We start from the raw sequence: 25,731 nt of genomic DNA on the forward strand, positions 1-25,731 counted from the left end.
ATGGCCTCTCACCTCTGGGGGAGGAGGCCGTGTTCGACCACAAGGAAACCCTGTTTCACGTTGCGAGCCAACTGGCGCGCCGGCTCGCCAACCATCTGCGCGAGACCCTGGAGCCGTTCGGGCTGCATCCGGCACAGTTTACCGCGCTCAGCGAGATCGCCGAGCGCGAAGGCCTGACGCAGGCTGAGCTGGTCACCCGCCTCGAGCTCGAGCAGCCCGGCGTCGCCCGCACCCTCGGTGGCCTCGAAGCCGAGGGCTGGATCGAGAAGGCGTCGATCGGCAAGGGCCGGGCGCAGGGGCTCTATCTCAGCCCCAAGGCCAAGACCGTGCTGCCCGAAGCTGCGGCCGCCGCGGCACGCGCCGACCGGCAGGCGCTGGCGAGCCTTTCAAAGACCGAGGCCGCGCACCTGATCGATGGCCTCAGCGAGCTCGCCGCCGCCAACCGGGGCTAGCGCTCGGCCGCCAGTTGGGCCGCCGCCGGCTCGGCATCGGCAAAGGGCTTGGGCAGCAGCACCAAGACCGCCAGCGCCGCGAGCCAGATGGCGCCACGCAACTGCGCCTTGCTGGGCCTCGGAAACGGGCGGTTCGCCGGCTTGGGCGCAAACAGATCAGTCATTGAACGCTTCCCGGATCCCGCGCCTGCAGCGCGGCGCTTGCCGGGATCACGGCAGAGCGATATTACGTGCCGATGACAGCGGCGGCGCGCCCTCTTGCGTCTGTGCCGCTTTCCCCCTATACACCCGCCTTCTCGACGGGCCGCCCGGCCAAAAGGCATGCCGTGGCGATCCCGAATGCAGGCTCTAGCGAGCCGCCTCTAACCAGGACAGCAAAATGCCAAAGATGAAGACTAAATCGGGCGCCAAGAAGCGCTTCAAGATGACCGCGACCGGCCGCGTCAAGGCTGGCGTCGCGGGCAAGCGGCACCGTCTCCTTAGCCACGACGCCGACTACATCCGCTCGCATCGGGGGACCAAGATCCTCAAGAAGGGCGATGAAAGTCTGGTCAAGTGGTACATGCCGTATAACCGTTAAGGAGCGCCGATAGATGTCACGCGTTAAAAGAGGCGTTACCGCCCACGCCCGTCACAAGAAGGTTCTTAAGGCCGCTTCCGGTTTTTACGGTCGCCGCAAGAACACCATCCGTACTGCCAAGGCCGCCGTCGACAAGGCCGGCCAGTACGCCTACCGCGATCGCCGGGTCAAGAAGCGCAACTTCCGCGCCCTGTGGATCCAGCGCATCAACGCCGCGGTGCGCGACCACGGCCTGACCTACGGTCGATTTATCGACGGCCTCAGCAAGGCTGAGATTGCCGTCGACCGCAAGGTGCTCTCCGATCTCGCGATCACCGAGCCCGCAGCGTTCGCCGTGCTGGTTGAGCAGGCCAAGAAGGCTCTGGGGTATCTCGGCAAGATCGAGACGACCACCCACGAGCGTATTTCGGCCTAAGCGTCTAGCCCCGGAAAGCATGTCCCCGCGAAAGCGGGGATCCATTTCCGGATCAAGGCTAAGAGCCAGTAAGAATTCTCGCCTTTTCTGAGGCCCTAAGCTAAGCCTTGCGCCGCCCCGTAACCGGGGATGGCGCGGGGCTTTTGTTTTTGGTCTCGACGCCGCCCAGAACACGACGTCACCCCGGCGAAGGCCGGGGCCCATCCCGAGATCTCAAGATGGATACCGACCTTCGCCGCTATGACAGCGAGTGAGCGGCAACGAAGCGAACGATAAATGGAACACCACATGTCTCTCGACGCTCAGATCGCCACCCTTCGCGCCGAAATCGCCGCCGCCACTGCAGCCGCCAGCGATGAGGGCGCCATTGAAGCCGTGCGCGTCGCCGCGCTGGGCAAGAAAGGCTCGGTCTCGGCGCTGCTCGCGACGCTTGGCGGCATCGCCCCGGAAGAGCGCAAATCGGCCGGCGCCGCCATTAACGGGCTGAAGACCGACGTCACTGCGCTGATCGAAGCCCGCGCCGCGGAACTCGGCAAAGCGGCGCTCGACGCCCGCCTTGCATCGGAGCGGGTCGACGTGACCCTGCCGGTCCGCCCCTCGCCCACCGCCGAAGGCCGCGTCCATCCGGTCAGCCAGGTGATCGACGAGATCACCGCAATCTTCTCCGACATGGGCTTTTCGATCGCCGAAGGGCCCGACATCGAGACCGACTGGTACAACTTCACCGCGCTCAATTTCCCCGAGGGGCACCCGGCGCGCGAGATGCACGACACCTTCTTCATGGCGCCGTCGCCGGATGGGGTGAAGCGCGTGCTGCGCACCCACACCTCGCCGGTGCAGATCCGCACTATGCTGAAGGGCAACGAGAAGCCGGCGGCGCCGTACCTGACCCCGGCAATCGATCCGCCGATCCGCGTGGTGATGCCCGGCCGCACCTACCGGCACGACTCGGACCAGACGCACACGCCGATGTTCCACCAGGTCGAGGGCCTCGTCATCGACAAGAGCTCGCATATCGGCCAGCTGCGCTGGGTGCTGGAGGAGTTCCTCAAGGCCTTCTTCGAGGTCGACAACGTGACGCTCAGGTTCCGGCCGAGCTTCTTCCCGTTCACCGAGCCGTCGATGGAAGTCGATGTGCAGTGCGACCGCTCGGGCGCCGAGGTGAAGATCGGCGAAGGCAAGGATTGGCTCGAAATCCTCGGCTGCGGCATGGTGCACCCGAACGTCTTACGCAATTGCGGGCTCGATCCGGATGTCTACCAGGGCTTCGCCTGGGGCATGGGCATCGATCGCATCGCCATGCTCAAATACGGCATGAATGACCTGCGCGCCTTCTTCGATGCAGACAAGCGCTGGCTCGATCACTACGGCTTCCGGCCGCTCGACCTGCCGACGCTGTTCGGGGGGCTCAGCAGCTGATGTCTGCCAACCCCCCGGCATCGTTGCGCGAGCGTGTGGTGCGCATGCTGCACCGCGAGATCGATGCGATCCTCGCTCCCGCCGGCTATGTCCAGGCCGGCGGGCGCTGGAGCCGCACGACCGCGTTCGCCCGCACCTGGGTCGAAATCCAGCGCAGCAGCTCGGGCCTTGCCTGCTACCTCAATCTCGGCCGCTTGCAGCGCCTGCTCAACTGGGAGTGGGTACCGCCCGGCACCTACTTCTCGGGCTGGCGCATCGGCGATTTCGCCGACAGTACGGCCGAGCACAACAGCCTCGACGCACTAGCCTATGATCAACTCGATGGCGACAGCCCGCTGCGGGCCAAAGTCATGGCCTTGCTGAGCGAGCGCGCGCTGCCGTTTCTCAAGGCCAGTCACACGCCATTCGGCTACCGGATGCTACCGCCCCGGCTGGCCGCCCTACGGGAGGCCAGGCCATGACGTGGACAATGCGACTGCTGATCGCCCTCGCGGCGATGACATTCATCTCGTCTGCAATCGCAGAAGAGATGGTCGCCTGCACGCCGGAGCATTACTACAACTCGAGCGAGACCCCACCGCTGATCATCACCATCGACAAGGCGCGCGGCGCCGGGTCGCGGGTGACGCGCATCGACCTCGAGACCGGCGCCTATCGCGAACATTTCATCGGCTCGGACAACGACACCATCGAGGCCGGCAGCCTCAAGGTGATCAATCCGGGTTCGCTGCGCGAGCGCATCGATTTCGTGGCGCTCGACAGCAGCACCGGGTTTCTGCTGCGCATCAGCCTGATCGACCAGGACCTGCCATTCGTCCGCGTCGATACGGAAGGCACTGTCGCCTCGGGCCACTGCACCTATGTATCCGAGGTTCCGCGATGAGCCTCCGCCTGCTGAACTCTTCGCCCCTTCTGACTGTGTCTGCGCTCTGCGACCTCCACGCACTCGGAGTCATTCCCGCGAAAGCGGGAACCTCCGTTTGCGATGCGGGCAAAGAAAACAGAGGTCCCCGCTTTCGCGGGGATGACCCGGTGAAGGAGCGGCCATGCCCGTAGTTGTCCCTTCCCAATACACCGATGCCGTTCGCTTCTCGTTCGGCGACAACCCGGCGCTGGCCGATGAGTTGCTGGCCCTGGTGCTCGCCGGCGCCAAGACGGCTACCTGTGGCGCGGTTCGTGACTACGGCCCGGGCAAGGAAGCCATGCCTGAGGTCGGGCGCCGCGATGTGGTGCTCGATGGCGCCGGCAAGCCCGCCGCCGTGATCGAGACGGTCTCACTCGATGTCCGTCGCTTCGCCGATGTGCCCGAAGCCTTCGCGCTCTGCGAAGGCGAGGGTGACTTCGCCGCCTGGCGAGCGGGCCACGTGGCCTATTTCGAGCGCAATGGCGGCTGGTCGGAGGACCTCGAGCTGGTCTGCGAGCGCTTCAAGCTGGTCGAGGTACTGCCCCGATGAGCCTGCAACCGCCCATCGCGCCGGGTCAGTCGGAGCTTTGCACCTTCGTCGTCACCGACATCGAGTCCGACGGGCATAACCCGCTCGAATCCTCGATGCTGAGCTTTGCCTCGGTGGCGGTGGATATCTCGGGCACGGTGCTCGACGAGTTCGAGGCGGTGCTGACGCCGCGCACCGACAGGCAGCCCGACCCCAACACCATGGCGTGGTGGCAGACGCAACCCGAGGCATGGAAGCACGCCACCGCGAACCCGGAGGATCCGGCATCGGTAATGCCGCGCTATGCCGACTGGGTGGAGGGGCTCCCCGGCTTCCGCGTCTTCGCGGCGGCGCCGATGATCTTCGACGGGTTGTGGATGGATCATTACCTGTCGGTATTCGCCGGCACCCGGGTGATGGGTGGACCGTACAAGAGCCGGCAGATCTTCCGCGGCGGCGGCGTCTGCCTCTACACCATGGCCGGCACCTTACGCGGCGCCGAGTATACCAAGTGGGGCATGCAGCGCGTGCCACCGGCCTGGTACGGCCATATCGAACACACCCACCGCGCCATCGACGATGCGCGCGGCTTTGCCAACGTCCTCGCCAAACTTTTCGAGATCAGCGGGCAGCTGCCCAGGATCGAAGCGACCGAAAGCGTCTACAAATGAAGTTCACCCTCGACTGGCTGAAAGAACATCTCGACACCACCGCTTCGGCCGAGGAGATCGGCAAGGCGCTGACCATGGTCGGGCTCGAGGTCGAAGCGATCGTCGACCCCGCGGAAAAACTCAGGCCGTTCGTCGTCGCCCATGTGGTTGAAGCGAGGCCGCATCCGAACTCGGACCATCTCAACCTCTGCAAGGTCGATGCCGGCACCGGCACGCTGATCGATGTGGTGTGTGGCGCGCCGAACGCCCGCACCGGCATGAAGTCGGTGTTCGCCTTCCCCGACACCTATATCCCGGGCAAGGATTTCACCCTGAAGGCCGGCGTGGTGATCCGCGGCGAGCCGTCGAACGGCATGCTCTGCTCGGCCGCCGAGCTCGAGCTTTCGAACGACCATGACGGCATCATCGAGCTCCCCGCGGATGCCCCGATCGGCATGGCTTATGTCGATTACGCCAAGCTCGGCAACACGGTGATCGACATCTCGATCACCCCCAACCGCGGCGATGCTACCGGCGTCTACGGGGTGGCGCGCGACCTCGCGGCGTTCGGCATCGGCACGCTGAAGCCGACCGACATGTCGCCGGTGCCCTCGAAGGGCCCGAGCCCGATCCCGCCGCTGCCGCACCAGTTCGGTGCCGGCGAGCCCAAGGCGATCCGCAAGTTTGCCGGCCGCTACTTCAAGGGCATCAAGAACGGTCCGTCGCCCGATTGGCTGCAGCAGCGCCTGCGCGCCGTGGGCCTGAGGCCGATCAACGCGGTGGTCGATATCACTAACCTCGTGTCGCTGGGCTGGGGCCGGCCGCTGCACGCCTATGACGCCGACAAGATCGTCGGGCGGCCCGTGCTGCGCAACGCCAGGCCGGGCGAGGCATTCGACGCGCTCGACAACAAAGTCTATGCGCTCGACGAGACCATGACCGTCATTGCCGACGATTCCGGCCCGCTCTGCCTCGGTGGCGTGATGGGCGGCATCCGCTCGGGCACCACCGACGAAACGGTCAACGTGCTGATGGAATGCGCCAGCTGGGACCCCGATCTCATCGCGCAGACCGGCCGCAAGACCGGCATCGTCTCGGATGCCCGCTATCGGCTCGAGCGTTCAGTCGATCCGGCGCTGACCGAACCAGGTCTCGAGCTCGCCACCCGGCTGATGCTGGAGCTGGTGGGTGGCGAAGCGATGGAGCCGGTGATTTCGGGCGAGGACGTGTTTCCCAATACCGTGGTCGAGTTCCCGCTGTCGGAAGTCGAGCGCCTCACCGGCCTCGAGACTTCGGCCAGCGAGATCGAAGCCATTCTCGGCCGCCTCGGCTTCAAGCTCGAAGGCGCCGGTCTCACCCGCAAGGTGCATGTCCCGTCGTGGCGTCCTGATGTCACCATGAAAGCCGACCTCGCCGAGGAAGTGATGCGCATGGTGGGCGTCGACAACGTCCCCATCGATCCACTGCCGCGGCTCAACCATGTGGCGCCGCGCATGCTGACGACGCTGCAGAACCGCCGTCGCCTCGCTCGCCGTACGCTGGCGGCGCGCGGGCTCGACGAGGCGGTGACCTGGTCGTTCATCCCGGAAGCGGAAGCGCAGCGCTTCGGCGGCGGCGCGGCCGAACTGAAGCTCGCCAACCCGATCGCCTCCGAGCTCACCGACATGCGGCCCTCGCTGTTGCCGGGGCTGTTCGGCGCAGCACAGCGCAACACCAATCGCGGGCTGAGCGAACTCAAGCTGTTCGAAGTCGGCCAGGTGTTCCACTCGGTACAGCCGGAAGGCCAGCGCACCTATGCCTCGGGCCTCCGCCTGGGCGGTTCGCGTCACTGGCAATCGGCCAACGGCAAGGTCTCGGTGTTCGACGCCAAATCCGATATCGCGGCGCTGCTCGACGCCATGGGCCATGACATCGACAAGCTGCAGCTGGTGGCCGAACCCGCAGCCTGGAGCCATCCGGGGCGGGGCGGACGCATCCAGCTTGGCCCCAAGCTGACCATCGGCTGGTTCGGTGAAGTGCACCCGAGCGAGCTCGAAAAGTTCGACCTCACGGGCCCGGTGGCGGCATTCGAGCTCGATCTCGACGCGATCCCGGAACCACGCAAGAAGCCGACCCGCTCCAAGCCGGCGCTGAAGCTCAGCGACCTGATGCCGCTGAGCCGCGACTTCGCCTTCCTCGTCGACCGCTCGGTGCCGGCGGCGGCGATCCTGCGCGCCGCCAGGAACGCCGACAAAACGCTGATTACGGAAGTGTCGGTGTTCGATGTGTTCGAAGGCAAGGGCATCGCCGACGACAAGAAATCGGTCGGCATCGCCGTGACGCTGCAACCCAGCGACAAGACGCTGACCGACGAGGAGATCGAAAACGTGGCAACTGTGATCGTTGCCGCGGTCACCAAGGCGACCGGCGGCGTGTTGCGGGGCTGACGGAGAGCACATGCGGATCGGCGACAAGGTCGAGGCAATCAGCCGGGTAGCGCCGGAACTCCTGGCGATCACCGAGCTGCCACTGGCACCGGCGACGCCGCGTTTCGAGACGCTGCTGCGGCGCGCCGTGCTGGTCACCGCCATCGGCCTGTCGTCGATCCTGGGCTACCTCACCGCGCACGCGCTGTTCTTCCTGTTCGGCGCGGTATTCGTCTATTTCATCGTGACACAGCGGGCTGTCCGGCTGCGCTTCGAGCTGCCGGACAAACTGTTCATTGCCGCCTTTACCCTGCTGTTCGTCAGTGCGGTTGCGACGGCGAGGCAGCCGGCCGACCTGGTGCCGGTGCTGGGCTTTTCCACCATGCTGCTCTATGCACCGCTCGCGACGTTGTTCCGCCGCGCCGCGGGGGCCAGCAACTCCCGCAAGGTCGCCGATTTCGCGCTCTTCGGCACCGCCGCCGGGATGCTGCTGGCGGTGTTCTATACCTACGTGCTTGGCGCCGAACGCGCCGGCATGGGCTCGGCGATCACCGATCCGATCCGGCTCTCCAACACAGCACTGATCATCGGCTTTTTCGCCATGATCGGCGCCGCGGCTTCGTCGGGCCGGCAGCGCTTCATCTACCTGTTGGGCCCGCTGATGGCGCTGGTGGTGATCTTTGCTTCCGGCTCACGCGCGGCGCTGGTCGCCTTCCCGATCCTGCTGTTCGTCGGTGCGGTGCTGCTGGTGGAGCACAAGGCCAAGGCGTTGGCGATCAGCCTGTTGCTGCTTGTCGGCTTCGGCATTGTTGCCTATGTCGCCGACCTGGTGGGCGCCCGCTCGTCGTCCGCAATGTTCGACGCGCTGTCGATGCTAGCGGGCGGCGAAGACCCGGCAGATCTGGGCACTGATGTTCGCTTCATCCTCTATCGCGCCGGGGTGGCGGCGTATCTCGACGCGCCGATCTTCGGGCATGGCTGGGGCCAGCTGATGCAATCCATCGTGCCGCATCTTGCACCCGAAAACCTGGTGCACGCCCGCCTGCCGCATCTGCACGACGACGCGCTGAACTTTGGCGTCGCCGCCGGTGTGCTCGGCCTCGCGACCTATCTGGTGCTGCTGGTGCTGCCGATCGTGTCGTGCTTGTTCTCGCCGCGCGATAGCCAGTATCGAACCCGGCTTTATGGCTGCAGCCTGCTGGCGGTGAGCTATTTCGTGCTCGGGTTGCCCGACACGATGCTGAGCTTCCCCATGCACAACGCGCTCTACGTCGTGCTGACGGCGATGCTGCTGAACTACTGCCGGGACGAGCGGGCGTAAGACAAAGCCGATAGAGACGGCCCCCTCCCGGCCTCCCCCATAAAGGGGGAGGTGAAGAGTCGAGCTTTTGGCACCGTCGTGCCGGACGCACCGGCGGGACACCTCCCCCTTCATGGGGGAGGATGGGAGGGGGCCGTCTGTCTCAGTACGCCACTCAGCGCCCCGGCCGGCTGTCGATCAGGCCGCCTTTGGCGGCAGCGTCGATCGCCGCGATCTCCTCGGCCGAGAGCTCGAGGTTGTCGAGCACGCCGAGGCAATCCTTGAGCTGCTCGAGCGTGCGGATGCCGATCAGCGCCGAGGTCACTTCCCGTTTGCGCAGCACCCAGGCGAGCGCCAGCTGGACCATGGTTTGCTTGCGCGCCCGGGCAATCTCGCCGAGCTTGTCGACGGCCTCGAGGATGCGCGGCTCCAGCCGGTTGGCCGAGAGCGAGTAGTTTTCCGAGGCGCGGGTGCCGGAAAGGTCGCCCTTCAGGGTGTTGTACTTGCCCGACAGGATGCCCTGCTGCAGCGGAGAGAAGGCGATGATGCCGACGCCCAGCTCGTCGCAGGCGGCCATGGTGCCGTCTTCCTCGATCCAGCGGTTGAGGATCGAATAGTTGGGCTGGTGGATCAGGCAGGGCACGCCCATGTCCTTCAAAATCCGCACTGCCTCGCGGGTCTGCTTTTCCGGATACATCGAGATGCCGACATAGAGCGCCTTGCCCTGCCGATGCAGCTGCGCCAGCGCCCCCATCGTCTCCTCGAGCGGCGTCTCGGAGTCGTAGCGGTGCGAGTAGAAGATATCGAAATACTCGATCCCCATGCGCTTCAGGCTCTGATCGGCCGAGGCGAGGATGTACTTGCGCGAGCCGCGGTCGCCGTACGGCCCGTCCCACATGGTCCAGCCGGCCTTGGACGAAATGATCATCTCGTCGCGATAGGGGCGGAAATCGCGCGCCATCACGTCGCCGAACAGCTCTTCGGCGGCGCCCGGCGGGGGGCCGTAATTGTTGGCGAGGTCGAAATGGGTGACGCCCTTGTCGAAAGCGTAGCTCAGCATTTCGAAGGCGCTGGGATAGTCGCGAGTGCCACCGAAATTCTGCCACAGCCCCAGGCTGATCACCGGCAGCTTCAGCCCGGAACGCCCGGTGTAGCGATACTGCATGCCGCCGCCATAGCGAGCGTCGCTGGCCCGATAGGTCATTTCATTCCTCCGAATTTGCTTGATTGTCGCGCTTCCGAACCGGAAACTCGCGGGACACTTTTCCTGGAAACGCTCCGGCCGATTTGCTCGTTGCAGCCGCCGGATGCTACACCCGCCGCGATGTCCGAGCTTTTAGAAACCGCCGCCAATCTGTCCGAACGCCTGAACCGTTTCAAGGTGCTGGCGCTCTACAAGTTTGCGGATTTCAAAGATTGTGCTGCGCTGCAGCCGGAGCTGGCGCTGTTCTGCTGCGCCCGCGGGATCCGCGGCACCTTCATCCTGGCGCCGGAGGGGATCAACGGCACGGTTGCCGGCACGCCCACCGCGATCGACGAGCTGATGGCCTGGTTCGAGACGGCGCCGCTCTGGGCCGGCCGCCTCGCCGGCGCCGAGGCCAAATTCTCCAGCGCGACCGAAATGCCGTTCCTCAGGATGAAAGTACGGCTGAAGCCCGAAATCGTGACCCTGCGGGCGCCCGAAGCCGACCCCAGCAAGCTCGTCGGCAACTACGTCGAGGCACGCGACTGGAACCGGCTGATCAGCCGTAACGACGTGACGCTGATCGATACCCGGAACGATTATGAAGTGAAGCTCGGCAGCTTCGCCAATGCCCGCGATCCGGCGACGCAAAGCTTTACCGAGTTCAAGGATTACGTGGCGAAACTGGATCCGGCCCAGCATCCGAAAGTCGCGATGTTCTGCACCGGCGGCATCCGCTGCGAGAAGGCCTCGGCCTACATGCTGTCGCAGGGTTTTAAGGAAGTGTTCCACCTGAAGGGCGGCATCCTCAAGTACCTCGAGACGGTCCCCGAAGCCGAGAACCGCTTCAACGGCGAGTGCTTCGTGTTCGACGAGCGCGTTTCGGTGGTGCACGGGTTGGCTGAGGGAGAAGCGGTGCTGTGTCGCGGCTGCCGCAACCCGATGCGTCCGCACGAAGCCGTCGGCTCGCTGTGCCAGGAATGTGCCGAAACGGCCCCGGCTGGCGCCACTGAGCGCGAGCGGCAGATGGAACTGGCGCGGGCGCGGGGCGAGGCCCATCTGGGGGACGATGCGGCGGCAGCGGCGGCGCGGAACAAGGCGGCGAAGCTGGCGCGGCGGAAGCAGCGATCCGTCGACTGATAGAGACGGCCCCCTCCCATCCTCCCCCCTGAAGGGGGAGGTGCCGCATCCAGTGTTTGGCACGATCGAAGACCGAGCCTCGACTCTTCACCTCCCCCTTTATGGGGGAGGCCGGGAGGGGGCCGTCTGGTTCAGTCAGCATCGTATTGGTCAGCCTTGCTGACATATTTCTGTTGACATTCGCCGATGGCCGTTATCAGCATGTCCAATGCAAAGGCCTCATCCGGGGCCTCAGGGTGCAACCTCAATAAGCGTCGCCTATCATGGACCTCGACCAGATCAGAACCTTCGACCGGATTGCGCAGGATCTGAGCTTCACCAAAGCCGCGGCCAAGCTCAACGTCACGCAGGCGACAGTGTCGATGCGGATGCGGGCGCTCGAGGACCTGTTGGGCGTGCCGCTGTTCCATCGCGGCCGCAATATTGCGCTCACCGACCAGGGCATGACCTTCCTGCCCTACGCGCGCCGCATCCTGCAGGCGGCGCAGGAGGCGAAGGAAGCATTGCGCCGGGTGGAGCGCGGCCGGGTCTCCATCGGCTCGCTGCGTAGCCTCGTGTCGCCGCTGGTCACCGAGTCGCTGCTGCGCTTCCAGCAGAAATATCCGTCGGTCGACGTGGTGATCCACGAGGGCCGGCAGAGCCAGATCGCCGCCATGCTGCGCGAGCGCGATGTCGAACTCGGGATCCTCTGCTGGCCCAACCTCGATCCGCTGGTCACCGACCTGGTGCCGTTGTTGGTGCTGCGCGAGCGGGTGCCGATGGTGACGACGCCGCAGATCGCCGCCGAACTGGGGCTCGAGCCCAAGATCGAGGACGTGCTGAGGCGGGTGCCGCGGCTGATCTCGATCAACTGGTGGCAGGTCTACCCCGATGCGGCGCTGGCGCTGTTCCGGCGCGCACCGGTTTCGGTGGAGCTGCCCACCGGCCCGGCGCGGCGCATCGCCATTCGCGGCGAGGGCGTCGGCTTCTTCGTCTACTCGGCCGTCGCCGACGACATCGCCGCCGGCCGCCTCACCGAGATCACCCCGATCGATGTCGACCCGGTGCATCGCGACATTGCCATGGTGGTGCGCAACGCCGCGGTGCTCGACCGCGAGATGCTGCGCGACTTCGCCACCGAGATCGCCGAGGAGTGCCGGAAGAACGGCACCATCCTCGAAACGACGCTGCTGCCGCCAACGGCGGCGAACGCGGCTTAGTTCAGGGGTGCACAGCCAGGGGATTACTGCCCCACCCCACCCAGCTCCGCTAGGCCGCTGACGCGGCCAGCTGCGCTACCCTCCCCATCAAGGGGAGGGAGACTATGGAACCGAAGCTCGCAGTCAGGTCTCCCTCCCCCTTGTGGGGAGGGATCAAGGGTGGGGGTGGGCCAAGAGCACCGCCGGACGACGCTTGCCCCCATCGCACGGCTCGGCTTTAGTCCGGCGATGAACCAGCCACGCGATCTGCAGCGCGAATTCTACGAGATGCTGATGGAGAGCCAGCACTGGCTCCCCGAAACAATGCTCGAATACCAGCGCAGCCAACTGGCGCAGTTGCTGCGGCACGCCCGGGCCAATGTGCCGTTCTACGAGAGGCGCCTCGATCCGGTGTTCACCGCCAGCGGCGACATCGACTGGGACCGCTGGCACGAGATCCCGATCGTCAAGCGTAGCGACCTGTTCGAGCGGCGGCACGAAATGCTGGCGAAGCGGGTGCCCAAAGGGCACGGCGACGTCAGCACCATATCGAGCTCCGGGTCCACGGGCCTGCCGATTCAAGTCACCAGTAACCGACTCACCACAATCGCTGCCAACGCCAACCGCTGGCGCGCCCATCGCTGGCATGGTCTCGACTGGTCGCGAACCTATACCGCGCGCGACCGCCTCAATCCGGAGGCCGACTGGCCGCATGGCCAGCAGTTGGGGCCCTGGGGGCCGCCGGGAGATGCCGAAGCCGTGGCCGGCCGCTGGTTCCTGCTGTCTCGGCGCGCGACAGCTGAACAGACGCTGGAGTTTCTTGGCCGCACCGGCTCAAGCTACTTCTCCAGCGGTCCCAAGACGCTGCATGCCATGGGGCTCGAAGCTGAGCGCCTAGGTGTCGCCGTCAAGCTCGATTGGGTGATGACCCAGGGCGAGCCCGCCGAGGAGGAAGATCGCAGGGTCATCAAGCGGGCGTTTGGCGCAAATACCCTGGAGCATTACGGCTCCAAGGAAGGCGGACAGATCGCCGCGCCCTGTCCGGATGGCGGCGGAATGCACATCAACGCCGAAAGTATCCTGGTCGAGATCATCGACGCACAGGGCCGTCCCTGTCCGCCCGGCCAGCCTGGACGCGTGATCATCACACCCTTTGTCAGTACCGCGCAGCCGCTGATCCGCTATGACCAGGGCGATATTGCGCGACTGGGCGTTGCGTGTCGGTGTGGGCGCTGCCTGCCGGTGCTCGAGGCGATCGAGGGCCGCGCCATGGCGATGTTCACCCATCCCGACGGCCGGACGGTGGCGCGGCTGTTGACCGACGACGCAAGGGCCGCCCTCAACTGCAGCTTCTGGCAGATCGCCCAGGTGGGCCCGCTCGACTTCGAGGTGCGCTACGTGCTGCGCGACCAGGCGCGCGCAGCCGACGAGCCCGCTGCCGCAAGCATCTTTCGCAGCATCTATTTTTCCGACGCCCGAGTCCGGTTCGTTGTCCGCGACAGCATTCCGCTGACCCCCGCGGGGAAGCACATCGAGTACGTCAACGAGTGGACGACCCGATAGAACAGCTACATCAGGTCTCGAAACGACAGATCGCCGACTCATTGTCCCACCATCCGCCATCGAGCTCGCACTGCTCTTCCGGCGTGAGCTCCGGCTCCGCCGTGAGCAGATCCCCGGCCGCGCTGAACAGGTCCAGCGCGCGGTTCGGCGGGTCGTCCTGGCGGTGGCGGTCGATGAGGCTCTTGTCGGGGTCGCCGCCGAAGTAGCCCTTGATCCCGATCTTGGCGCTCCAGGCACCGGTATCATAAGCGCGGACTTCGCCGACGCCCGACAAGGGGAAGCCGAGGCTGCTGAACTGGTATTCGGTGGCGAGCTTGAGCGACTCGCGCCCGAGAATCGAGGCGGCGCCGAGGCTGAGGCGCCAGTCATCGGTCGGATACCAGGCCACATCGCCGATAGCGAAGAAGCCGTTCTCGTCGGGCATCGCGATGTCGTCATAGTCGATCGCCGCCCAGCCGGCCCAGCCCTCGAGGCTGATCCGGTCGAGATAGAGTTCCGCTTCGGGACCGATCGCGGCGAGCCGCGCGCCATCGGCGACAACCACGCCGGCGGTGACGCCGAGCAGATAGGACGAGGGGTCGCGGGTGAAAGCGTGCAGCGCCCCACCGAACGACCAGCTGTCATCGATATTGCCGATGGCGACGTCACCCTGGACGCCGAAGCGCTCGCCGATCGGCACCGATAGTGAGCCGGCGGCGCGGAAGGTGGCGCTCTCCGGATCGGTGATGCCGCCGAAATCCAGCTCCAGCTTGCCGTTGATCGCAGAAACCGCCGGCAGCACCAGATCGACATACTGGTCTTCGACCGGCTCCGGCGAGGTGAGGATCAGGTCGGCGGCAGATGCCGCAGAACCGAACGGAATCGAAAACACGCTGGCAAGCAGCGCTGCTTTAGTCACGCGCAAAACTGACATGGTCCGCCCTCAACAACTGGGCGAAAGACTTGCACCACAACAGAATTCTGGCAAGCCGAGTCCGCGGTTTATTGAGAGATTTGAACGACCCCGTTGCCGAATTGCTGCAACAGCTCAAGACGATGGCAGCCTATCCAACACTCCGCCGGGCGGCTAAAACGGGCGCGTTGCAAGGGATTCCACATGGCCGAACGGAGCTTCGATTTCATCATCTGCGGCGGCGGCTCGGCGGCGTCGGTGGCGGCGATGCGGCTGGTCAAGGAGTTCGGCTATTCGGTGCTGATCATCGAGCGCGGGCCGCGCTCGACCAACCGGATCATGGCGATGCCGGCCGGGTACATGAAGTACCTGGCGCAGGACACTTTCCTCGAAATGCACAAGACGGTGCCGCAGCCGCAACTGGGCGGCCGGGCGCCGATCGTGCCGGTGGCGAAGGCTTTGGGCGGCGGCAGCGCCGTCAACGCCATGGTCTATATGCGCGGCCAGAAGGAAGACTATGACGGCTGGGCCGCCGGGCTCGGCAATGCCGAAGAGTGGAGCTATGCGGATATGCTGGGGCATTTCCGCGGGCTCGAGCGCAACACCCGCTTCAATGACCAGTTCCACGGCATTTCGGGGAACCTGCGCGTCTCCGATCCCGGCCATATCTCCGATACCACCGAGGATTTCCTGCTCGCGGCGCAGGGGCTCGGCCACCGCTACAACCCCGATTTCAACGGCGAGCGGCAGAACGGGGTGGGCATCATGCAGCACACCTACGGGCAGTGGGGCCGCTACAAGGAACGCTCGGACGGCAAGAAGGCCTTCCTCGACCCGCTGCGGCGCGACCGGCGGCTGACCATCGTCACCGAGGCGCGGGTCGACCGGATCATCATCGAGAACGGCCGCGCCGTCGGCGTCGCCTATACCCGCGATGGCGATCCGCACGAGGCGCGGGCCGGGCGCGAAGTGCTGGTCGGCGCCGGCACCTACAATTCGGCCAAGCTGATGATGCTGAGCGGCATCGGCCCGGCCGACCATCTCGATGATTTCCAGATCCCGGTGATCGTCGACCTGCCCGGTGTCGGCTCGAATTTGCAGGACCACCACGAAGTCCCGGTGATCGCCACCACCAAGGGCAAGTCGGGCTATTTCGGCCAGGACAAGGGCTGGCCGATGTTCCGCAACGGCCTGCAATATCTGCTGTTCAACTCGGGCCCGGTGACCACCACCGGCATCGAGTCCTGCCTGTTCTACGATCCCGATGGCGGCGACCGGCCAACCATCCAGCTCTACTGCGCGCCGATCGTCTACCAGGATCGCGATGTGTCGAAGGCCAAACCCACCTGGGGCGTCACCTTCACCTCGTGTCTGTTGCGCCCCAAGGCGCGCGGCACAGTGCGGCTGCGTTCGGCCGACCCGGCGGCGCAGCCTTTGGTCGACTGCAACTTCTTCGGCGACCCGGAAGATCTGCGGCTCACCCTCGCTTCGATGCGGCATGCGCGCCGGCTGCTCGATACCGAACCGTTCCTATCGAAGATCAAAGAAGAGATCCTGCCGGGCAAGGATGTTACCGATCTCGCCGGCATGACCCGCTTTGCCCAGGAGACGGTGAAGACCAACTATCACCCGTCGGGCTCGCTGAAGATGGGGCGCGACGACGATCCGATGGCGGTAGTCGATGCGCGGCTCAGGGTGCGCGGCGTCGAGGGCCTGCGGGTCATCGACTGCTCGATCATTCCGGCCATTCCGTCGGCCAATACCAATGCCGCCGCCATGGCGATCGGGAGCAAGGCGGCGAGCCTGATCGCTGAGGATTATCGATGATCGAGACCGTCGAACTGCCGGAGATGCACGCCATCGGCGTGCTGGTCGAGGCGCACTGGAACGACTTGCCCAAAGCCATCCCGGCCGCCTGGACCCGGCTGTTCGAGACCGATACCGGCGCCAGCTCGTTTCTCGAGGTATCGATCTCACGCGACAACGGGATCTACCGCGAGCTGGTCGGCTACCTCGCGGCGAAGAAAACCGAGGTGCCCGACGGCATGGTGCGGATCGTCGTCCCGGCGCAGCGCTACCTCAGGATCATCCACGACGGCCCGCTGGTCGAGATCGCCGCCGGCTTCGAGAAGCTCTATGCGCATGCCGCCGTGGCGGGGCTGAAGGCCACCGACTACAAGCTCGATTTCGGCTACCTGCCCGGCCTGCCGGCCGGGCGGCACGAGCTGCACGTGGGGCTCGAACCGGAGCCGCTGCGCCTCGGCTGAAACGCTGTTCAGCCATCGTTCTCTTGTCCGCTGGCGGAAGCCGAGCGCTCCCCTCCCCCACGGGGCGCTACGCGTCCCCTAGGAGGGGAGGGGTTTGGGGTCGCATATGGGCGCTGACAGCAGTTGGATGGCCTTCTCCCCTTGTGGGAGAAGGTGGCCGAAGGCCGGATGAGGGGTCCGCGCAACGAAGTGTAGCGCGGTCGGAGCGAAAGCGACGAGCGACACCGTACGCGGAGAGAACCCCTCATCCGCCCTTCGGGCACCTTCTCCCACAAGGGGAGAAGGCACTCACACAACGGCCGGTGGCTTCCATATGCGATTGCCCTCAAGGGGGAGGGAGGCGAAAACCGAAAGATCCGGATGAGGGTGGAGCTTTCGCTGGGATGACATCGCGAGTGGTTCAGCTTATCGATGAAAACGACCTGGCAATCATCGCAGCACGTTCGAGGCACCAATGTACCAGCCACCAGCCTTCCGCGAGACCGACCTCGAAACGCAGCAGGCGTTCATCGCCGCGCACCCGCTCGGGCTGCTGATCTCGGCCGGCGAGGGGCTGCTGGCCAACCCGATTCCGTTCCTGCTCTACGCCGCGGAAGGCCCGCTGGGGACGCTGCGCTGCCACATGTCGCGGGCCAACCCGCAATGGAAAACGCTGGGCCAGAACCCTGACGTGCTGGTGGTGTTCCAGGGCACCGAGCACTACATCACGCCCAGCTGGTATCCGCAGAAGGCGGTCGACGGCAAAGTCGTGCCGACCTGGAACTATGCCATCGTCCAGGCCCGCGGCACGGCCCGGGTGATCGAGGATGCCGCGTGGCTGCATGCCAATGTCTCGGCGCTGACGGCGCAGCACGAAGGCAGCCGGCAGAAGCCATGGGCGGTATCGGACGCGCCGGACGCCTTCATCGCCAGCCAGCTCAAGGGCATTGTCGGCATCGAGATCGAGATCGCCACCATCGACGCCAAGTTCAAGGCCAGCCAGAACCGCCCGGAGCTTGACCGGGTCGGCGTGGCGCACGGTCTCGCGGCGGAAACCGACGCCGAAGCGCCAGCGATGCGCGAGTTGGTGAAGGCGCGCGGCGGCATCTAGCCTCGATCGTTCGCCGTTAGATTGCACAGTTTGTTCCACCCACTCGGGGTCGGGGGGTGGTGAGGACGGTGGCAACCCATCGGCGGCGGCATCTGGCCGCTCTTGCGGTTTCATGGCTGCGCCTCCATCTACGGCCGTTCGCAACGTGAGCCCTGCCTATGAGCCTTCCCGCGCGCCGTCGGGCGCTGATGCTGGTCAATCCCAATGCCCGGCGCGGTACCGAGAGCCTCGATCCGATTGTTAACCGGCTGGAAGCCGGCGGCATCGACGTCGCGATCGAGCGGTTCAGCTCGCCGGGTGAAGTGGCGGCCGACATCGTCAGGCGCCGGCACGAGGCCGACCTCGCCATCGTCTGCGGTGGCGACGGTACCATCAACGCGGCGGCCAACGGCGTGGTCGCGGCGGGGCTGCCAATGGGCATCCTGCCGATGGGCACGGCCAACGACCTGGCCCGCACCCTCGAGATCCCGACGCAGCTCGACCTCGCTGCCGACATCATCATCGCCGGCAACCAGCGCCGGGTCGACCTCGGCGACGTCAACGGCCACCCGTTCTTCAATGTCGCGACCATCGGGCTCGGCGCCGACCTCGCCATGGGGCTCAGCGCCGAGACCAAGCGGCGCTGGGGTCGGCTCGGCTATGCCATCGGCGCGCTCAAGGTGCTGATGCAGGCGCGGCCGTTCAGCGCCACCATCATCAACCGCGAAGGCACCTCGCACGTCAAAACCTACCAGATCGCGGTGGGCAATGGCCGGCACTATGGCGGCGGCACGGTGATCGAGCAGGATGCCAGCATCGAGGACGGTACGCTCGACCTCTACAGCCTCGAGATCGACAATGTCTGGAAGCTGGCGCTGATGCTCAGCGCCTTCCGTTCCGGCACGCATGGCGCCTGGGAAGAAGTGCGCACCGCCCGCTGCGTCGAGTTCGACATCCGCACCAGGAAGCCGCGCCCGGTCAATCTCGACGGCGACATCGTCACCCAGACCCCGGCACATTTCCGCATCCGCCCGGGTGCGATCACGGTGTTCGCACCGCCGGCGGGGGGCTGATTGCCCACCCGCTGACTTGGCAGTCGGGACGCCCTCTCCCGCTTGCGGGGGAGGGGGAACCGTCCGAAAGGACGGTGGGAGGGGGGAGCCGCAAACGCCGGCTCTGCCCCATCCGCTCACTGCCGGTGAGGGAAGCATGACCCACTTTCAACGCGTGGGGCTCCCCCCTCCCACCACGCTTTCGCGTGGTCCCCCCTCCCCCACAAGCGGGAGAGGAAGCGGGAGAGGGCGGCCGACTGAAGGTCCGGCGCGCTAGTCCACCGCCAGCCGTAGCAGCACCGCAAGGGCATCCCCTGTGGCCGTGGGTGAGGCGTAGCGGTGGGCGGCGTAGTAGCCGAGCAGCGCCAAATACAGCCCCTCGGCCCGGCGCTGCGCCACGTCCGGGGCGTGCCCCGCCAGCTGCAACTCATCGCGAAGATAGTCGACGCGGCGGGCATCGATCAGGCGGACGCGTGCCGCTGTCGCCTCGTCCTGCCCGGCCCAGGCGCGGATGGCGCCTTCGACTGCCGAAACCTCGGCGCCATGCACGTCGAACTGCACGGCTTCCTCGAGCACCGCATCGAGCCGCGCGGCCGGCGTCGGCAGGTGCGCCGCGGCGGCGATGACCTGCTCGGTGCCTTCGTCTTCCCACAGCGTCAGCAGCGCATCGAGCAGGTCGGCGCGATCGCGGAAGTGCCAGTAGAACGAGCCCTTCGAAGTCTTGAGCTGCCGCGCCAGCGCCTCGACCCGCACCCCGTCGACGCCCGTCGCGCCGAGCGCCACGGTGGCGGCGACGGTCCAATCCATGCGGCTGAGGCTCTCGGCTTTGCTCACGTCATTGATCTCCTGCCGCCAAATCTTCTGACCGCGACCTGCCGTCGCATCCATACGCTACCGTATGGACGGGCGTCGAGGATGCCGATACATACGGCACCGTATGGTCGCCTGCAATGCACTGGAGGGATCCAAGATGAGCGCACCTCAAACAGCCAAGGCCGAGGCCCGAGCGGGATGGCGCCTCGCCGTCTGCGGCATCCGCATCGAATGCGGCGCGCTGCGCCTCGCGGCCATCGTCATCGCGGCGCTGCCGCGCTCGAAAGCCTGAGGAGGTTCGGATGCTGAAATGGGCCGGATGGACGATGATCGGGATGAGCGTCTTGCACCTGATCGTGCTCGGCATGGACGCCATCGCGCTGCTGCCGGCATGGCTGTCGGGGCAGCTGTGGACGCTCGAACACTGGCAGCCGGTCATGACGCAAAGCCCCGACATGGCGGCCAATGGCGCGGTGTTCCACGCCACGCTCGGCAGCTTCGCGCTGCCGATGCTGGTGTTTGGCGCGCTGGTGCTGTGGATGGATCGGCGCGGCATCGTGCCGCCGGCCTTTGTCGGCTGGGGCATTGGCGCCTGGGCCTTGCTGGCCGGGCTGGTGATGGCGCCGAGCGGCTATCCGCTCGGGCTCATTCCGGCGGTGCTGCTGGTGCTGGCGGCGCGCTCCGGCGTGAGCAGTTCCGCCTCACGGCGGAGAGTGCTATGATCGCTGAGCCGGCGCCCTCGGCCCCGGCAACGATCACGGGAGGCCGCCTATGCAGGGTATCCGCCACGAAAACGTCGATCACGGACTCGAAACCCAGCACGAACTGCACTTGCTGCCATGGCCATTCCTGGTCGGGCTGTTCGCCGTGCTGGTGCTCGTGGTGTTCTTCGTCGTCGCCAACTGAGCGACGACCATAGCCGGCGGCCCGGGATGAGAGGCTGCCGCGGAATTGGGACGCTCCGCCGTTTCTGGAGGATGGCATGATGCGCGTCGGTTTGCCTTCTTCCCTTGTGGGAGAAGGTGGCGCGCAGCGCCGGATGAGGGGTCCGCGCAACGAAGTGTAGCGCGATCCGAGCGCAAGCGAGGAGCGTCCGAGTACGCGGAGAGATACCCCTCATCCGCCCTTCGGGCACCTTCTCCCACAAGGGGAGAAGGCACCACGTCTGCTGTCAGCGGCTCCCCACGTGCGATTGCATGCAGCCTAAGCGCTGCCAATAATTATCCCCGCGGCAAAGACCAGCGCCCCGCCGACCACCACCTGCAAGGCGGCGCGCCAGAACGGGGTCTGCATGTAGCGGTTCTGGATGAAGGCGATGGCCCAGAGCTCGATCACCACCACGGCGATGGCGACGCCGGTCGCGGTCCAGAAATGCGGGATCAGGTAGGGCATGGCATGGCCCAGGCCACCCAGCGTGGTCATGGCGCCGGTGACGACGCCGCGGGTGATGGGTGAGCCACGGCCGGTAAGCTTGCCGTCATCGGCGGCCGCTTCGGTAAAGCCCATCGAAATGCCGGCGCCCACGGCGGCGGCGAGGCCGACGAGGAAGGTCGACCAGGTATTGCCGGTGGCAAAGGCCGCGGCGAACACCGGCGCCAGTGTCGATACCGAGCCATCCATCAGCCCGGCGAGGCCGGGCTGCACATAGGTCAGAAGGAACTGCCGGTGCTCCTCGCTCTTTTCGGCGGCCCGCTCCTCGACGCCGAGCGCCTGCTCCTCGAGCTTGCCGGCGAGGTTGGCGTGCTCGCGCTCTTCCACGGCGAGATCGCCGAGCAGCTTCCGCACTTCGACATCCGTCGTTCGCCCGGCCGCCTCGGTGTAGAAACGCGACGCCGCCGCCTCCATCTCGAAGGCCAGCTGGCGTACCGCTTCGAGGCTCATGGTTTCCATCAGCCAGACGGGCTTGCGCTCAATGAAACCGCGCACATGCTCGCGCCGGATCGGCACGAGGCGCGAGCCGAACTTTTCCACATAGAGGTCGAGCAGCCGGCGCCGGTGCCCGTCTTCCTCGGCTGCCATGCCCTCGAACACTTTTGCCGTCGCCGGGTAGCGCGAGGCGAAGCGCTCGGCGATTTCGGCGTAGATGGCGCCATCCTCTTCTTCGGCGGCAACCGCCAGGGAGAGGATCTCGCGTTCGTCGAGCGAGAGAAAATCCCGCCGATGCGGGTGGAGAAGTCGTGCAAACATAGCGCTCTAGCCATTCAGTTTAGAATTATTCTAAGCATGAATAACGAGTCCGACAACCCCCGGTCATGCCTTTCGCTGATATCGAGCAAAGGCCGAACCTTGTTCGAGTGCGCATAGGCTCGCGCCGCCGGCACGCCTGCGGAGGCCGGCCAAAATCGATAATCGGAGGAAGACCCATGTTTTTGCGATTGAGCCTCGCCATCGGCCTCGTTGCGGCCACCACCCTTGGCGCCTCAGCTCAGAGCGCCACCGAGAGCTGGCGGCTGGGCGGGCTGAAAATGCCGGAATCGGTGATCTTCGACACAACCAACAACCGGCTGATCGTCACCAACATGGTGACCTTCGGGCCCGATGGCGGCGCCGACGGCTACCTCTCCATCGTCTCGCCCGACGGCAAGCTCGTCACCGAGCAGTGGACCACTGGTCTCACCGACCCCAAGGGCATGGCGATCGTCGGCGACAGCCTGTTCGTCGCCGACAGCAATGGGCTGGTCGAGATCAAGCTGAGCGACGGCTCGATCGTCACCACCCACGCGCTCGAGGGTGCGATGTTCCCCAATGACGTCACCAGCGACGGCGCCGATGTCTATGTCAGCGACCTGATGGGCTCGGCGATCTACAAGCTCGCCGGCGGCACAGTGGAGAAGTGGCTGGCCGACGAGCAGCTCGCCACCCCGAACGGGTTGTTCATCGACGGCAAGACGCTGATCGTCGGCTCGATGGGCACCGGCATGAAGCCCGACTTCACGTTCGACAGCAAAGGCGGGCTGCAGGCAGTGGACCTCGCCACCAAAGCCATCACGCCGCTGACGGGCGCCATGGAAACCGCCCTCACCGACGGCGTCGCCCGGCTCGGCGACAGCCTGGTGTTCGACGACAATCCGGCTGGTACCATCCTCAGCTATGCCGACGACAAGGTGACGACGCTGACCACGCTGGCGCCGGGAGCGGCGGACCTGTGGGTTGAGGGGAAGGTGGTCTATGTGCCGCTGACGCGGACCGGGGAACTGGTGGCGTTGACGGTGGAGTGAGGGCTCGCCCGGCGCAAGCGGCCCCACCCCACCCTTGATCCCTCCCCATCAAGGGGAGGGAGAGATGACTGATAGTCCGGCTGGCTCGATCGTCTCCCTCCCCCTTGTGGGGAGGGTAGCGGAGCTGGGCGAAGCCTGTAGCGAAGCTGGGTGGGGGAGGCCACGCGCGCCGCCCCCCTACCCCTCCCGCCGCTTCACCTGCGCCACATAGCCCTCGGCTGAATCCGGCACCTCGGCGCGCAGCCATTCGCGGAACAGGCGGACCTTTTTCGGCTCGCGGCGGCCTTCGGCGACGATCAGCCAGTAGCCGAGGTCGCTTTCGACCGAGGTGGCGAAGGGGCGGACCAGGCGCCCGTCGCTGACCGCGTCGGCCGCCATCATATCCACCGCCATCAGCACGCCCTGCTCCGAGATCGCGGCGTCGAAGGCCAGAGCCGGGTCGTCGTAGCGCGGGCCGGTGAGTTCGATCGGTTCGGCCCCGACGGCCGCGAACCACGGCTCCCAGGGCAGCATCGAGGAAGTGTCGCGGATCAGCGGCACACGGGCGAGATCGGCAGGCGTGTGCAGCAGTTTCGCCATCGACGGCGCCGCCACCGGGCTGTAGCGCGCCCCGCCGACCAGCTCGGCCTTCAGCCCCGGCCAGTTGCCGCGGCCGAAGCGGATGCCGAAATCGATGTCGGAGTGAACGAGATCGATCATCGTGCCGGTCACCACCAGCCGCACCTCGATTTCGGGGTGCAGCTTGTTGAACTTGGCGATGCGCCAGATCAGCCAGCGCGAGGCAAAGACGCTGCCGACGGTGAGGGTCAGCACCTTCTCGTCGCCCAGCTTGAGATTGCCCACCGCATCGGCCAGCGCGGTGAAACCGCTGGTCAGCTGCGGCAGGATCTGGCGCAAGGCGGCAGTCGGACGCAGGCCCTGCGGGGTGCGCTCGAACAGCTCGAGCCCCAGCCGCTCCTCGGCTCGCCGCAGATGCTGGCTGACGGCGCCCGGCGTCACCCCGAGTTCCTCGGCGGCCGGGGCAAGCGCGCCGCGGCGCGCCACGATCTCGATGGCGCGGATGGCATTGAGCGGAATGGGGAACGGGCTCGGCATATAGTTTTTCTATACCCCTCGCAAATTCTTGTCGATTGGCGCGCGTAGCCTCACAGCACATATTAGGCCGTACACCGCACCCAAGGAGGGCTTCAAAATGTACAACCTGTTCAGTGAACTGCGCCTCTGGCTGGCGCGACTGTTCGAGATCGACGGCGATGAGACGGGCGACGACCCGCTGAGCTGCATGAGCGCGCGTGAGCTGGCGGATTTGCCGGTGTATCACCCGCGGTTTGACGACTGCATCGGGGCTTAAGGGGGGCGCGAAAGCGCTGAAGCGCCGGCGCGGGCTGACCCCCACCCCTGTCCCCTCCCCGCAAGGGGGAGGGAGACCCTCACACCAGCATCTCAGTTTGCGTCTCCCTCCCCCTGGATCAAGGGTGGGGGTCAGCTCGCGCCGGCGACTGGGCATTTCCCACGCCGCCTAAGCCAGCACATCCGTGCGATACAGCGTCACCCGCAGCCCGCCATGCAGCACTGGGGCGCCATTCGGCAGGAACGGCAGTGCGGTGGCCCGGGCGAGGCCGAGTTCGGTGGTGATCAGGCCGACGCGCCAGCCGGAGAAGCGTTCGCGTAGTACGCTGCCGAGGCTGCGGTAGAGCGGGCCGAGCGAGGCGCTTTCGCCGATGCGGGTGCCGAAGGGCGGGTTGACGATCACGAGGCCGGGCGGCCCTGCCGGGCGCTCGAGTTCGCCGACCGGCAGTTGTCGGAATTCGGTCAGCCCGGTGACGCCGGCGCGCTCGGCATTGGCCTTGCTCATCTCGATGGCGCCGGCATCGCGGTCGCTGCCATAGAACCGCACCGTCGGTTCGCGGCGCGCTGTGGTGCGCAGCGCTTCCCACTTGGCGCGGTCGAAACTCGCCAGCTGCTCGAAGGCGAACGTCCGTGAGCGGCCCGCTTGCAATCCGGCGGCGATCTCCGCCGCTTCGATGACGAAGGTGCCCGAGCCGCACATCGGGTCGAGCACCGGCTCGTCGCCGGTGTAACCGCACTGGCTGAGGAACAGGGCCGCCATGGTCTCGCGCATCGGCGCGCGGTTCACCGCTTCCTTGTGGCCGCGCTTGTGCAGCAGCTCGCCGGAAGTGTCGACGCTGATGGTGACGAGATCGTCTTCGATCCGCGCCATGACGGTGAGCGGCGCCTTGTCGACGACAGTGGCGCCCAGTTCCTCGCGGATGGCGGTGGCGACGCGCTGCGCGGCCGCCCCGGCGTGGTAGATTTTCGATTTCCGGCAGCTGGCCTCGACCGCCACTGGCACATCGGGCCTGAGCAGCGCCGCCCAGGGGAGTTTGCGCGCCCGCTTGTCGAGCTGCGCCAGATGCATGGCGCGGAAGCTGGCGAAGCGGGCCAGCACGCGGCTGGCGCCGCGCAGCTCGAGATTGGCGCGCCAGACCTCGGGCCAATGGCCTGACATGGTGACGCCACCTTCCACCTGCCTGGGGTTCGAGAAACCCAAAGCTGCCGCTTCGGCGCGCAAGGCTGCCTCGAGCCCGGGAGTGGCCACGAGGAAAATCTCGAACGGCGCGTTCGGATCGAACTCACGCGGCTTGATATCAGGGAGGTGCGACATGCGGCTGCTGTAGTGCATTTCCGCCTGACAGGCCAGT

Annotated in this window: 29 protein-coding genes; 22 read left to right on the forward strand and 7 right to left on the reverse strand. The window is 66.1% G+C overall.

The window, feature by feature from the left end; genetic code table 11:
* Positions 1–29: 29 nt before the first annotated feature.
* Positions 30–452 (forward strand): MarR family transcriptional regulator, encoded by a 423-nt coding sequence (locus ASC68_RS00350; RefSeq protein ID WP_055873055.1) that lies wholly within the window; start codon positions 30–32, stop codon positions 450–452.
* Here the strand turns inward: ASC68_RS00350 and ASC68_RS28505 are convergent.
* Positions 449–616, reverse strand: coding sequence for a hypothetical protein (locus ASC68_RS28505; protein ID WP_156387201.1), 168 nt, complete (start codon positions 614–616; stop codon positions 449–451). The genes ASC68_RS00350 and ASC68_RS28505 overlap by 4 nt on opposite strands.
* 215 nt (positions 617–831) lie before the next feature.
* Between ASC68_RS28505 and rpmI the strand changes: the two genes are divergently transcribed.
* From rpmI to ASC68_RS00395, 9 genes are all read left to right on the forward strand, one after another.
* Positions 832–1,032, forward strand: a complete 201-nt coding sequence (gene rpmI, locus ASC68_RS00355) for a 50S ribosomal protein L35 (protein ID WP_055047457.1) — start codon at positions 832–834, stop codon at positions 1,030–1,032.
* Between the two features lie 13 nt (positions 1,033–1,045).
* The gene (rplT, locus tag ASC68_RS00360) at positions 1,046–1,447 is read left to right on the forward strand and encodes a 50S ribosomal protein L20 (protein WP_055873058.1); all 402 of its coding nucleotides are present in this window, start codon (positions 1,046–1,048) and stop codon (positions 1,445–1,447) included.
* Between the two features lie 288 nt (positions 1,448–1,735).
* On the forward strand, positions 1,736–2,866 hold the full coding sequence (gene pheS, locus ASC68_RS00365) for a phenylalanine--tRNA ligase subunit alpha (protein WP_055873062.1): 1,131 nt from the start codon (positions 1,736–1,738) through the stop codon (positions 2,864–2,866).
* On the forward strand, positions 2,866–3,327 hold the full coding sequence (locus ASC68_RS00370; protein WP_055873067.1) for a hypothetical protein: 462 nt from the start codon (positions 2,866–2,868) through the stop codon (positions 3,325–3,327). Before pheS ends, ASC68_RS00370 begins: the two co-directional genes overlap by 1 nt.
* Entirely contained in the window at positions 3,324–3,749 is a 426-nt protein-coding gene (locus ASC68_RS00375; protein ID WP_156387202.1) for a hypothetical protein, read from the forward strand. The genes ASC68_RS00370 and ASC68_RS00375 overlap by 4 nt, the downstream gene beginning before the upstream one ends.
* A 163-nt stretch (positions 3,750–3,912) precedes the next feature.
* A complete protein-coding gene (locus tag ASC68_RS00380) occupies positions 3,913–4,320 on the forward strand; it encodes an ASCH domain-containing protein (RefSeq protein ID WP_055873073.1) in 408 nt (135 codons plus the stop codon).
* The gene (locus ASC68_RS00385; protein ID WP_055873077.1) at positions 4,317–4,970 is read left to right on the forward strand and encodes a 3'-5' exoribonuclease; all 654 of its coding nucleotides are present in this window, start codon (positions 4,317–4,319) and stop codon (positions 4,968–4,970) included. Before ASC68_RS00380 ends, ASC68_RS00385 begins: the two co-directional genes overlap by 4 nt.
* Positions 4,967–7,375 carry a phenylalanine--tRNA ligase subunit beta gene (gene pheT / locus ASC68_RS00390; protein WP_055873080.1) on the forward strand — a complete coding sequence of 803 codons (2,409 nt, stop codon included), beginning with the start codon at positions 4,967–4,969 and terminating at the stop codon, positions 7,373–7,375. Before ASC68_RS00385 ends, pheT begins: the two co-directional genes overlap by 4 nt.
* 10 nt (positions 7,376–7,385) lie before the next feature.
* Positions 7,386–8,675, forward strand: a complete 1,290-nt coding sequence (locus ASC68_RS00395) for an O-antigen ligase family protein (protein WP_055873083.1) — start codon at positions 7,386–7,388, stop codon at positions 8,673–8,675.
* Between the two features lie 154 nt (positions 8,676–8,829).
* On the opposite strand, the gene ASC68_RS00400 is transcribed toward ASC68_RS00395, so the two are convergent.
* Positions 8,830–9,858: an aldo/keto reductase gene (locus ASC68_RS00400; protein ID WP_055873087.1), complete on the reverse strand. Its 1,029-nt coding sequence runs from the start codon at positions 9,856–9,858 to the stop codon at positions 8,830–8,832.
* A gap of 120 nt (positions 9,859–9,978) precedes the next feature.
* Between ASC68_RS00400 and ASC68_RS00405 the strand changes: the two genes are divergently transcribed.
* From ASC68_RS00405 to ASC68_RS00415, 3 genes are all read left to right on the forward strand, one after another.
* Entirely contained in the window at positions 9,979–10,977 is a 999-nt protein-coding gene (locus tag ASC68_RS00405) for a rhodanese-related sulfurtransferase (protein WP_055873089.1), read from the forward strand.
* Between the two features lie 263 nt (positions 10,978–11,240).
* Entirely contained in the window at positions 11,241–12,176 is a 936-nt protein-coding gene (locus ASC68_RS00410; RefSeq protein ID WP_055873093.1) for a LysR family transcriptional regulator, read from the forward strand.
* Positions 12,177–12,404: 228 nt separating this feature from the next.
* Positions 12,405–13,718 (forward strand): hypothetical protein, encoded by a 1,314-nt coding sequence (locus tag ASC68_RS00415; protein WP_055873096.1) that lies wholly within the window; start codon positions 12,405–12,407, stop codon positions 13,716–13,718.
* Between the two features lie 10 nt (positions 13,719–13,728).
* Here ASC68_RS00415 and ASC68_RS00420 read toward each other — a convergent pair whose 3' ends face one another.
* Positions 13,729–14,631 (reverse strand): hypothetical protein, encoded by a 903-nt coding sequence (locus ASC68_RS00420; RefSeq protein WP_055873099.1) that lies wholly within the window; start codon positions 14,629–14,631, stop codon positions 13,729–13,731.
* A gap of 183 nt (positions 14,632–14,814) precedes the next feature.
* Here ASC68_RS00420 and ASC68_RS00425 point away from each other — a divergent pair, with 183 nt between their 5' ends.
* The 4 genes from ASC68_RS00425 to ASC68_RS00440 all read left to right on the forward strand — a co-directional run bounded on the left by ASC68_RS00425 (position 14,815) and on the right by ASC68_RS00440 (position 19,019).
* Positions 14,815–16,437 carry a GMC family oxidoreductase gene (locus tag ASC68_RS00425; protein ID WP_055873102.1) on the forward strand — a complete coding sequence of 541 codons (1,623 nt, stop codon included), beginning with the start codon at positions 14,815–14,817 and terminating at the stop codon, positions 16,435–16,437.
* Entirely contained in the window at positions 16,434–16,877 is a 444-nt protein-coding gene (locus tag ASC68_RS00430; protein ID WP_055873105.1) for an effector binding domain-containing protein, read from the forward strand. The genes ASC68_RS00425 and ASC68_RS00430 overlap by 4 nt, the downstream gene beginning before the upstream one ends.
* 454 nt (positions 16,878–17,331) lie before the next feature.
* Positions 17,332–17,967, forward strand: a complete 636-nt coding sequence (locus ASC68_RS00435; RefSeq protein ID WP_055873108.1) for an FMN-binding negative transcriptional regulator — start codon at positions 17,332–17,334, stop codon at positions 17,965–17,967.
* Between the two features lie 158 nt (positions 17,968–18,125).
* Complete coding sequence (locus ASC68_RS00440) at positions 18,126–19,019, forward strand: lipid kinase (RefSeq protein ID WP_055873111.1); 894 nt, start codon at positions 18,126–18,128, stop codon at positions 19,017–19,019.
* 252 nt (positions 19,020–19,271) lie between these two features.
* Here the strand turns inward: ASC68_RS00440 and ASC68_RS00445 are convergent, their stop codons facing one another.
* The gene (locus ASC68_RS00445; RefSeq protein ID WP_197420986.1) at positions 19,272–19,832 is read right to left on the reverse strand and encodes a TetR/AcrR family transcriptional regulator; all 561 of its coding nucleotides are present in this window, start codon (positions 19,830–19,832) and stop codon (positions 19,272–19,274) included.
* Positions 19,833–19,968: 136 nt separating this feature from the next.
* Here ASC68_RS00445 and ASC68_RS29290 point away from each other — a divergent pair, with 136 nt between their 5' ends.
* The 3 genes from ASC68_RS29290 to ASC68_RS29295 are packed head-to-tail and all read left to right on the forward strand — an operon-like array spanning position 19,969 to position 20,717.
* Positions 19,969–20,103: a hypothetical protein gene (locus ASC68_RS29290; RefSeq protein WP_274532708.1), complete on the forward strand. Its 135-nt coding sequence runs from the start codon at positions 19,969–19,971 to the stop codon at positions 20,101–20,103.
* A 10-nt stretch (positions 20,104–20,113) separates the two neighbouring features.
* Positions 20,114–20,533, forward strand: coding sequence for a hypothetical protein (locus ASC68_RS00450; protein WP_055873118.1), 420 nt, complete (start codon positions 20,114–20,116; stop codon positions 20,531–20,533).
* 49 nt (positions 20,534–20,582) lie between these two features.
* Entirely contained in the window at positions 20,583–20,717 is a 135-nt protein-coding gene (locus ASC68_RS29295; protein ID WP_257720954.1) for a hypothetical protein, read from the forward strand.
* Between the two features lie 297 nt (positions 20,718–21,014).
* On the opposite strand, the gene mbfA is transcribed toward ASC68_RS29295, so the two are convergent.
* Positions 21,015–21,998, reverse strand: coding sequence for an iron exporter MbfA (mbfA, locus tag ASC68_RS00455; protein WP_055873121.1), 984 nt, complete (start codon positions 21,996–21,998; stop codon positions 21,015–21,017).
* Positions 21,999–22,174: 176 nt separating this feature from the next.
* On the opposite strand from mbfA, the gene ASC68_RS00460 reads away from it, so the two are divergent.
* Positions 22,175–23,029, forward strand: a complete 855-nt coding sequence (locus ASC68_RS00460) for a PQQ-binding-like beta-propeller repeat protein (protein WP_055873124.1) — start codon at positions 22,175–22,177, stop codon at positions 23,027–23,029.
* A 177-nt stretch (positions 23,030–23,206) separates the two neighbouring features.
* Here ASC68_RS00460 and ASC68_RS00465 read toward each other — a convergent pair whose 3' ends face one another.
* Positions 23,207–24,124, reverse strand: coding sequence for a LysR substrate-binding domain-containing protein (locus ASC68_RS00465; RefSeq protein ID WP_055873126.1), 918 nt, complete (start codon positions 24,122–24,124; stop codon positions 23,207–23,209).
* Positions 24,125–24,221: 97 nt separating this feature from the next.
* On the opposite strand from ASC68_RS00465, the gene ASC68_RS28510 reads away from it, so the two are divergent.
* Positions 24,222–24,380: a hypothetical protein gene (locus tag ASC68_RS28510; protein WP_156384604.1), complete on the forward strand. Its 159-nt coding sequence runs from the start codon at positions 24,222–24,224 to the stop codon at positions 24,378–24,380.
* Positions 24,381–24,548: 168 nt separating this feature from the next.
* On the opposite strand, the gene ASC68_RS00470 is transcribed toward ASC68_RS28510, so the two are convergent.
* Positions 24,549–25,712, reverse strand: a complete 1,164-nt coding sequence (locus ASC68_RS00470; RefSeq protein ID WP_248310465.1) for a class I SAM-dependent RNA methyltransferase — start codon at positions 25,710–25,712, stop codon at positions 24,549–24,551.
* Between the last annotated feature and the right edge of the window lie 19 nt (positions 25,713–25,731).

The organism is Devosia sp. Root105 (genome assembly GCF_001424865.1).
In the GTDB taxonomy this organism is placed as follows: domain Bacteria; phylum Pseudomonadota; class Alphaproteobacteria; order Rhizobiales; family Devosiaceae; genus Devosia_A.

Excerpts from the sequence above, each read along its gene's own strand:
- ASC68_RS28505 (WP_156387201.1), bottom strand. The coding sequence starts at position 616 with ATGACTGATCTGTTTGCGCCCAAGCCGGCGAACCGCCCGTTTCCGAGG.
- rpmI (WP_055047457.1), top strand. The coding sequence starts at position 832 with ATGCCAAAGATGAAGACTAAATCGGGCGCCAAGAAGCGCTTCAAGATG.
- rplT (WP_055873058.1), top strand. The coding sequence starts at position 1,046 with ATGTCACGCGTTAAAAGAGGCGTTACCGCCCACGCCCGTCACAAGAAG.
- pheS (WP_055873062.1), top strand. The coding sequence starts at position 1,736 with ATGTCTCTCGACGCTCAGATCGCCACCCTTCGCGCCGAAATCGCCGCC.
- ASC68_RS00370 (WP_055873067.1), top strand. The coding sequence starts at position 2,866 with ATGTCTGCCAACCCCCCGGCATCGTTGCGCGAGCGTGTGGTGCGCATG.
- ASC68_RS00375 (WP_156387202.1), top strand. The coding sequence starts at position 3,324 with ATGACGTGGACAATGCGACTGCTGATCGCCCTCGCGGCGATGACATTC.
- ASC68_RS00380 (WP_055873073.1), top strand. The coding sequence starts at position 3,913 with ATGCCCGTAGTTGTCCCTTCCCAATACACCGATGCCGTTCGCTTCTCG.
- ASC68_RS00385 (WP_055873077.1), top strand. The coding sequence starts at position 4,317 with ATGAGCCTGCAACCGCCCATCGCGCCGGGTCAGTCGGAGCTTTGCACC.
- pheT (WP_055873080.1), top strand. The coding sequence starts at position 4,967 with ATGAAGTTCACCCTCGACTGGCTGAAAGAACATCTCGACACCACCGCT.
- ASC68_RS00395 (WP_055873083.1), top strand. The coding sequence starts at position 7,386 with ATGCGGATCGGCGACAAGGTCGAGGCAATCAGCCGGGTAGCGCCGGAA.
- ASC68_RS00400 (WP_055873087.1), bottom strand. The coding sequence starts at position 9,858 with ATGACCTATCGGGCCAGCGACGCTCGCTATGGCGGCGGCATGCAGTAT.
- ASC68_RS00405 (WP_055873089.1), top strand. The coding sequence starts at position 9,979 with ATGTCCGAGCTTTTAGAAACCGCCGCCAATCTGTCCGAACGCCTGAAC.
- ASC68_RS00410 (WP_055873093.1), top strand. The coding sequence starts at position 11,241 with ATGGACCTCGACCAGATCAGAACCTTCGACCGGATTGCGCAGGATCTG.
- ASC68_RS00415 (WP_055873096.1), top strand. The coding sequence starts at position 12,405 with ATGAACCAGCCACGCGATCTGCAGCGCGAATTCTACGAGATGCTGATG.
- ASC68_RS00420 (WP_055873099.1), bottom strand. The coding sequence starts at position 14,631 with ATGTCAGTTTTGCGCGTGACTAAAGCAGCGCTGCTTGCCAGCGTGTTT.
- ASC68_RS00425 (WP_055873102.1), top strand. The coding sequence starts at position 14,815 with ATGGCCGAACGGAGCTTCGATTTCATCATCTGCGGCGGCGGCTCGGCG.
- ASC68_RS00430 (WP_055873105.1), top strand. The coding sequence starts at position 16,434 with ATGATCGAGACCGTCGAACTGCCGGAGATGCACGCCATCGGCGTGCTG.
- ASC68_RS00435 (WP_055873108.1), top strand. The coding sequence starts at position 17,332 with ATGTACCAGCCACCAGCCTTCCGCGAGACCGACCTCGAAACGCAGCAG.
- ASC68_RS00440 (WP_055873111.1), top strand. The coding sequence starts at position 18,126 with ATGAGCCTTCCCGCGCGCCGTCGGGCGCTGATGCTGGTCAATCCCAAT.
- ASC68_RS29290 (WP_274532708.1), top strand. The coding sequence starts at position 19,969 with ATGAGCGCACCTCAAACAGCCAAGGCCGAGGCCCGAGCGGGATGGCGC.
- ASC68_RS00450 (WP_055873118.1), top strand. The coding sequence starts at position 20,114 with ATGCTGAAATGGGCCGGATGGACGATGATCGGGATGAGCGTCTTGCAC.
- ASC68_RS29295 (WP_257720954.1), top strand. The coding sequence starts at position 20,583 with ATGCAGGGTATCCGCCACGAAAACGTCGATCACGGACTCGAAACCCAG.
- mbfA (WP_055873121.1), bottom strand. The coding sequence starts at position 21,998 with ATGTTTGCACGACTTCTCCACCCGCATCGGCGGGATTTTCTCTCGCTC.
- ASC68_RS00460 (WP_055873124.1), top strand. The coding sequence starts at position 22,175 with ATGTTTTTGCGATTGAGCCTCGCCATCGGCCTCGTTGCGGCCACCACC.
- ASC68_RS00465 (WP_055873126.1), bottom strand. The coding sequence starts at position 24,124 with ATGCCGAGCCCGTTCCCCATTCCGCTCAATGCCATCCGCGCCATCGAG.
- ASC68_RS28510 (WP_156384604.1), top strand. The coding sequence starts at position 24,222 with ATGTACAACCTGTTCAGTGAACTGCGCCTCTGGCTGGCGCGACTGTTC.
- ASC68_RS00470 (WP_248310465.1), bottom strand. The coding sequence starts at position 25,712 with ATGCACTACAGCAGCCGCATGTCGCACCTCCCTGATATCAAGCCGCGT.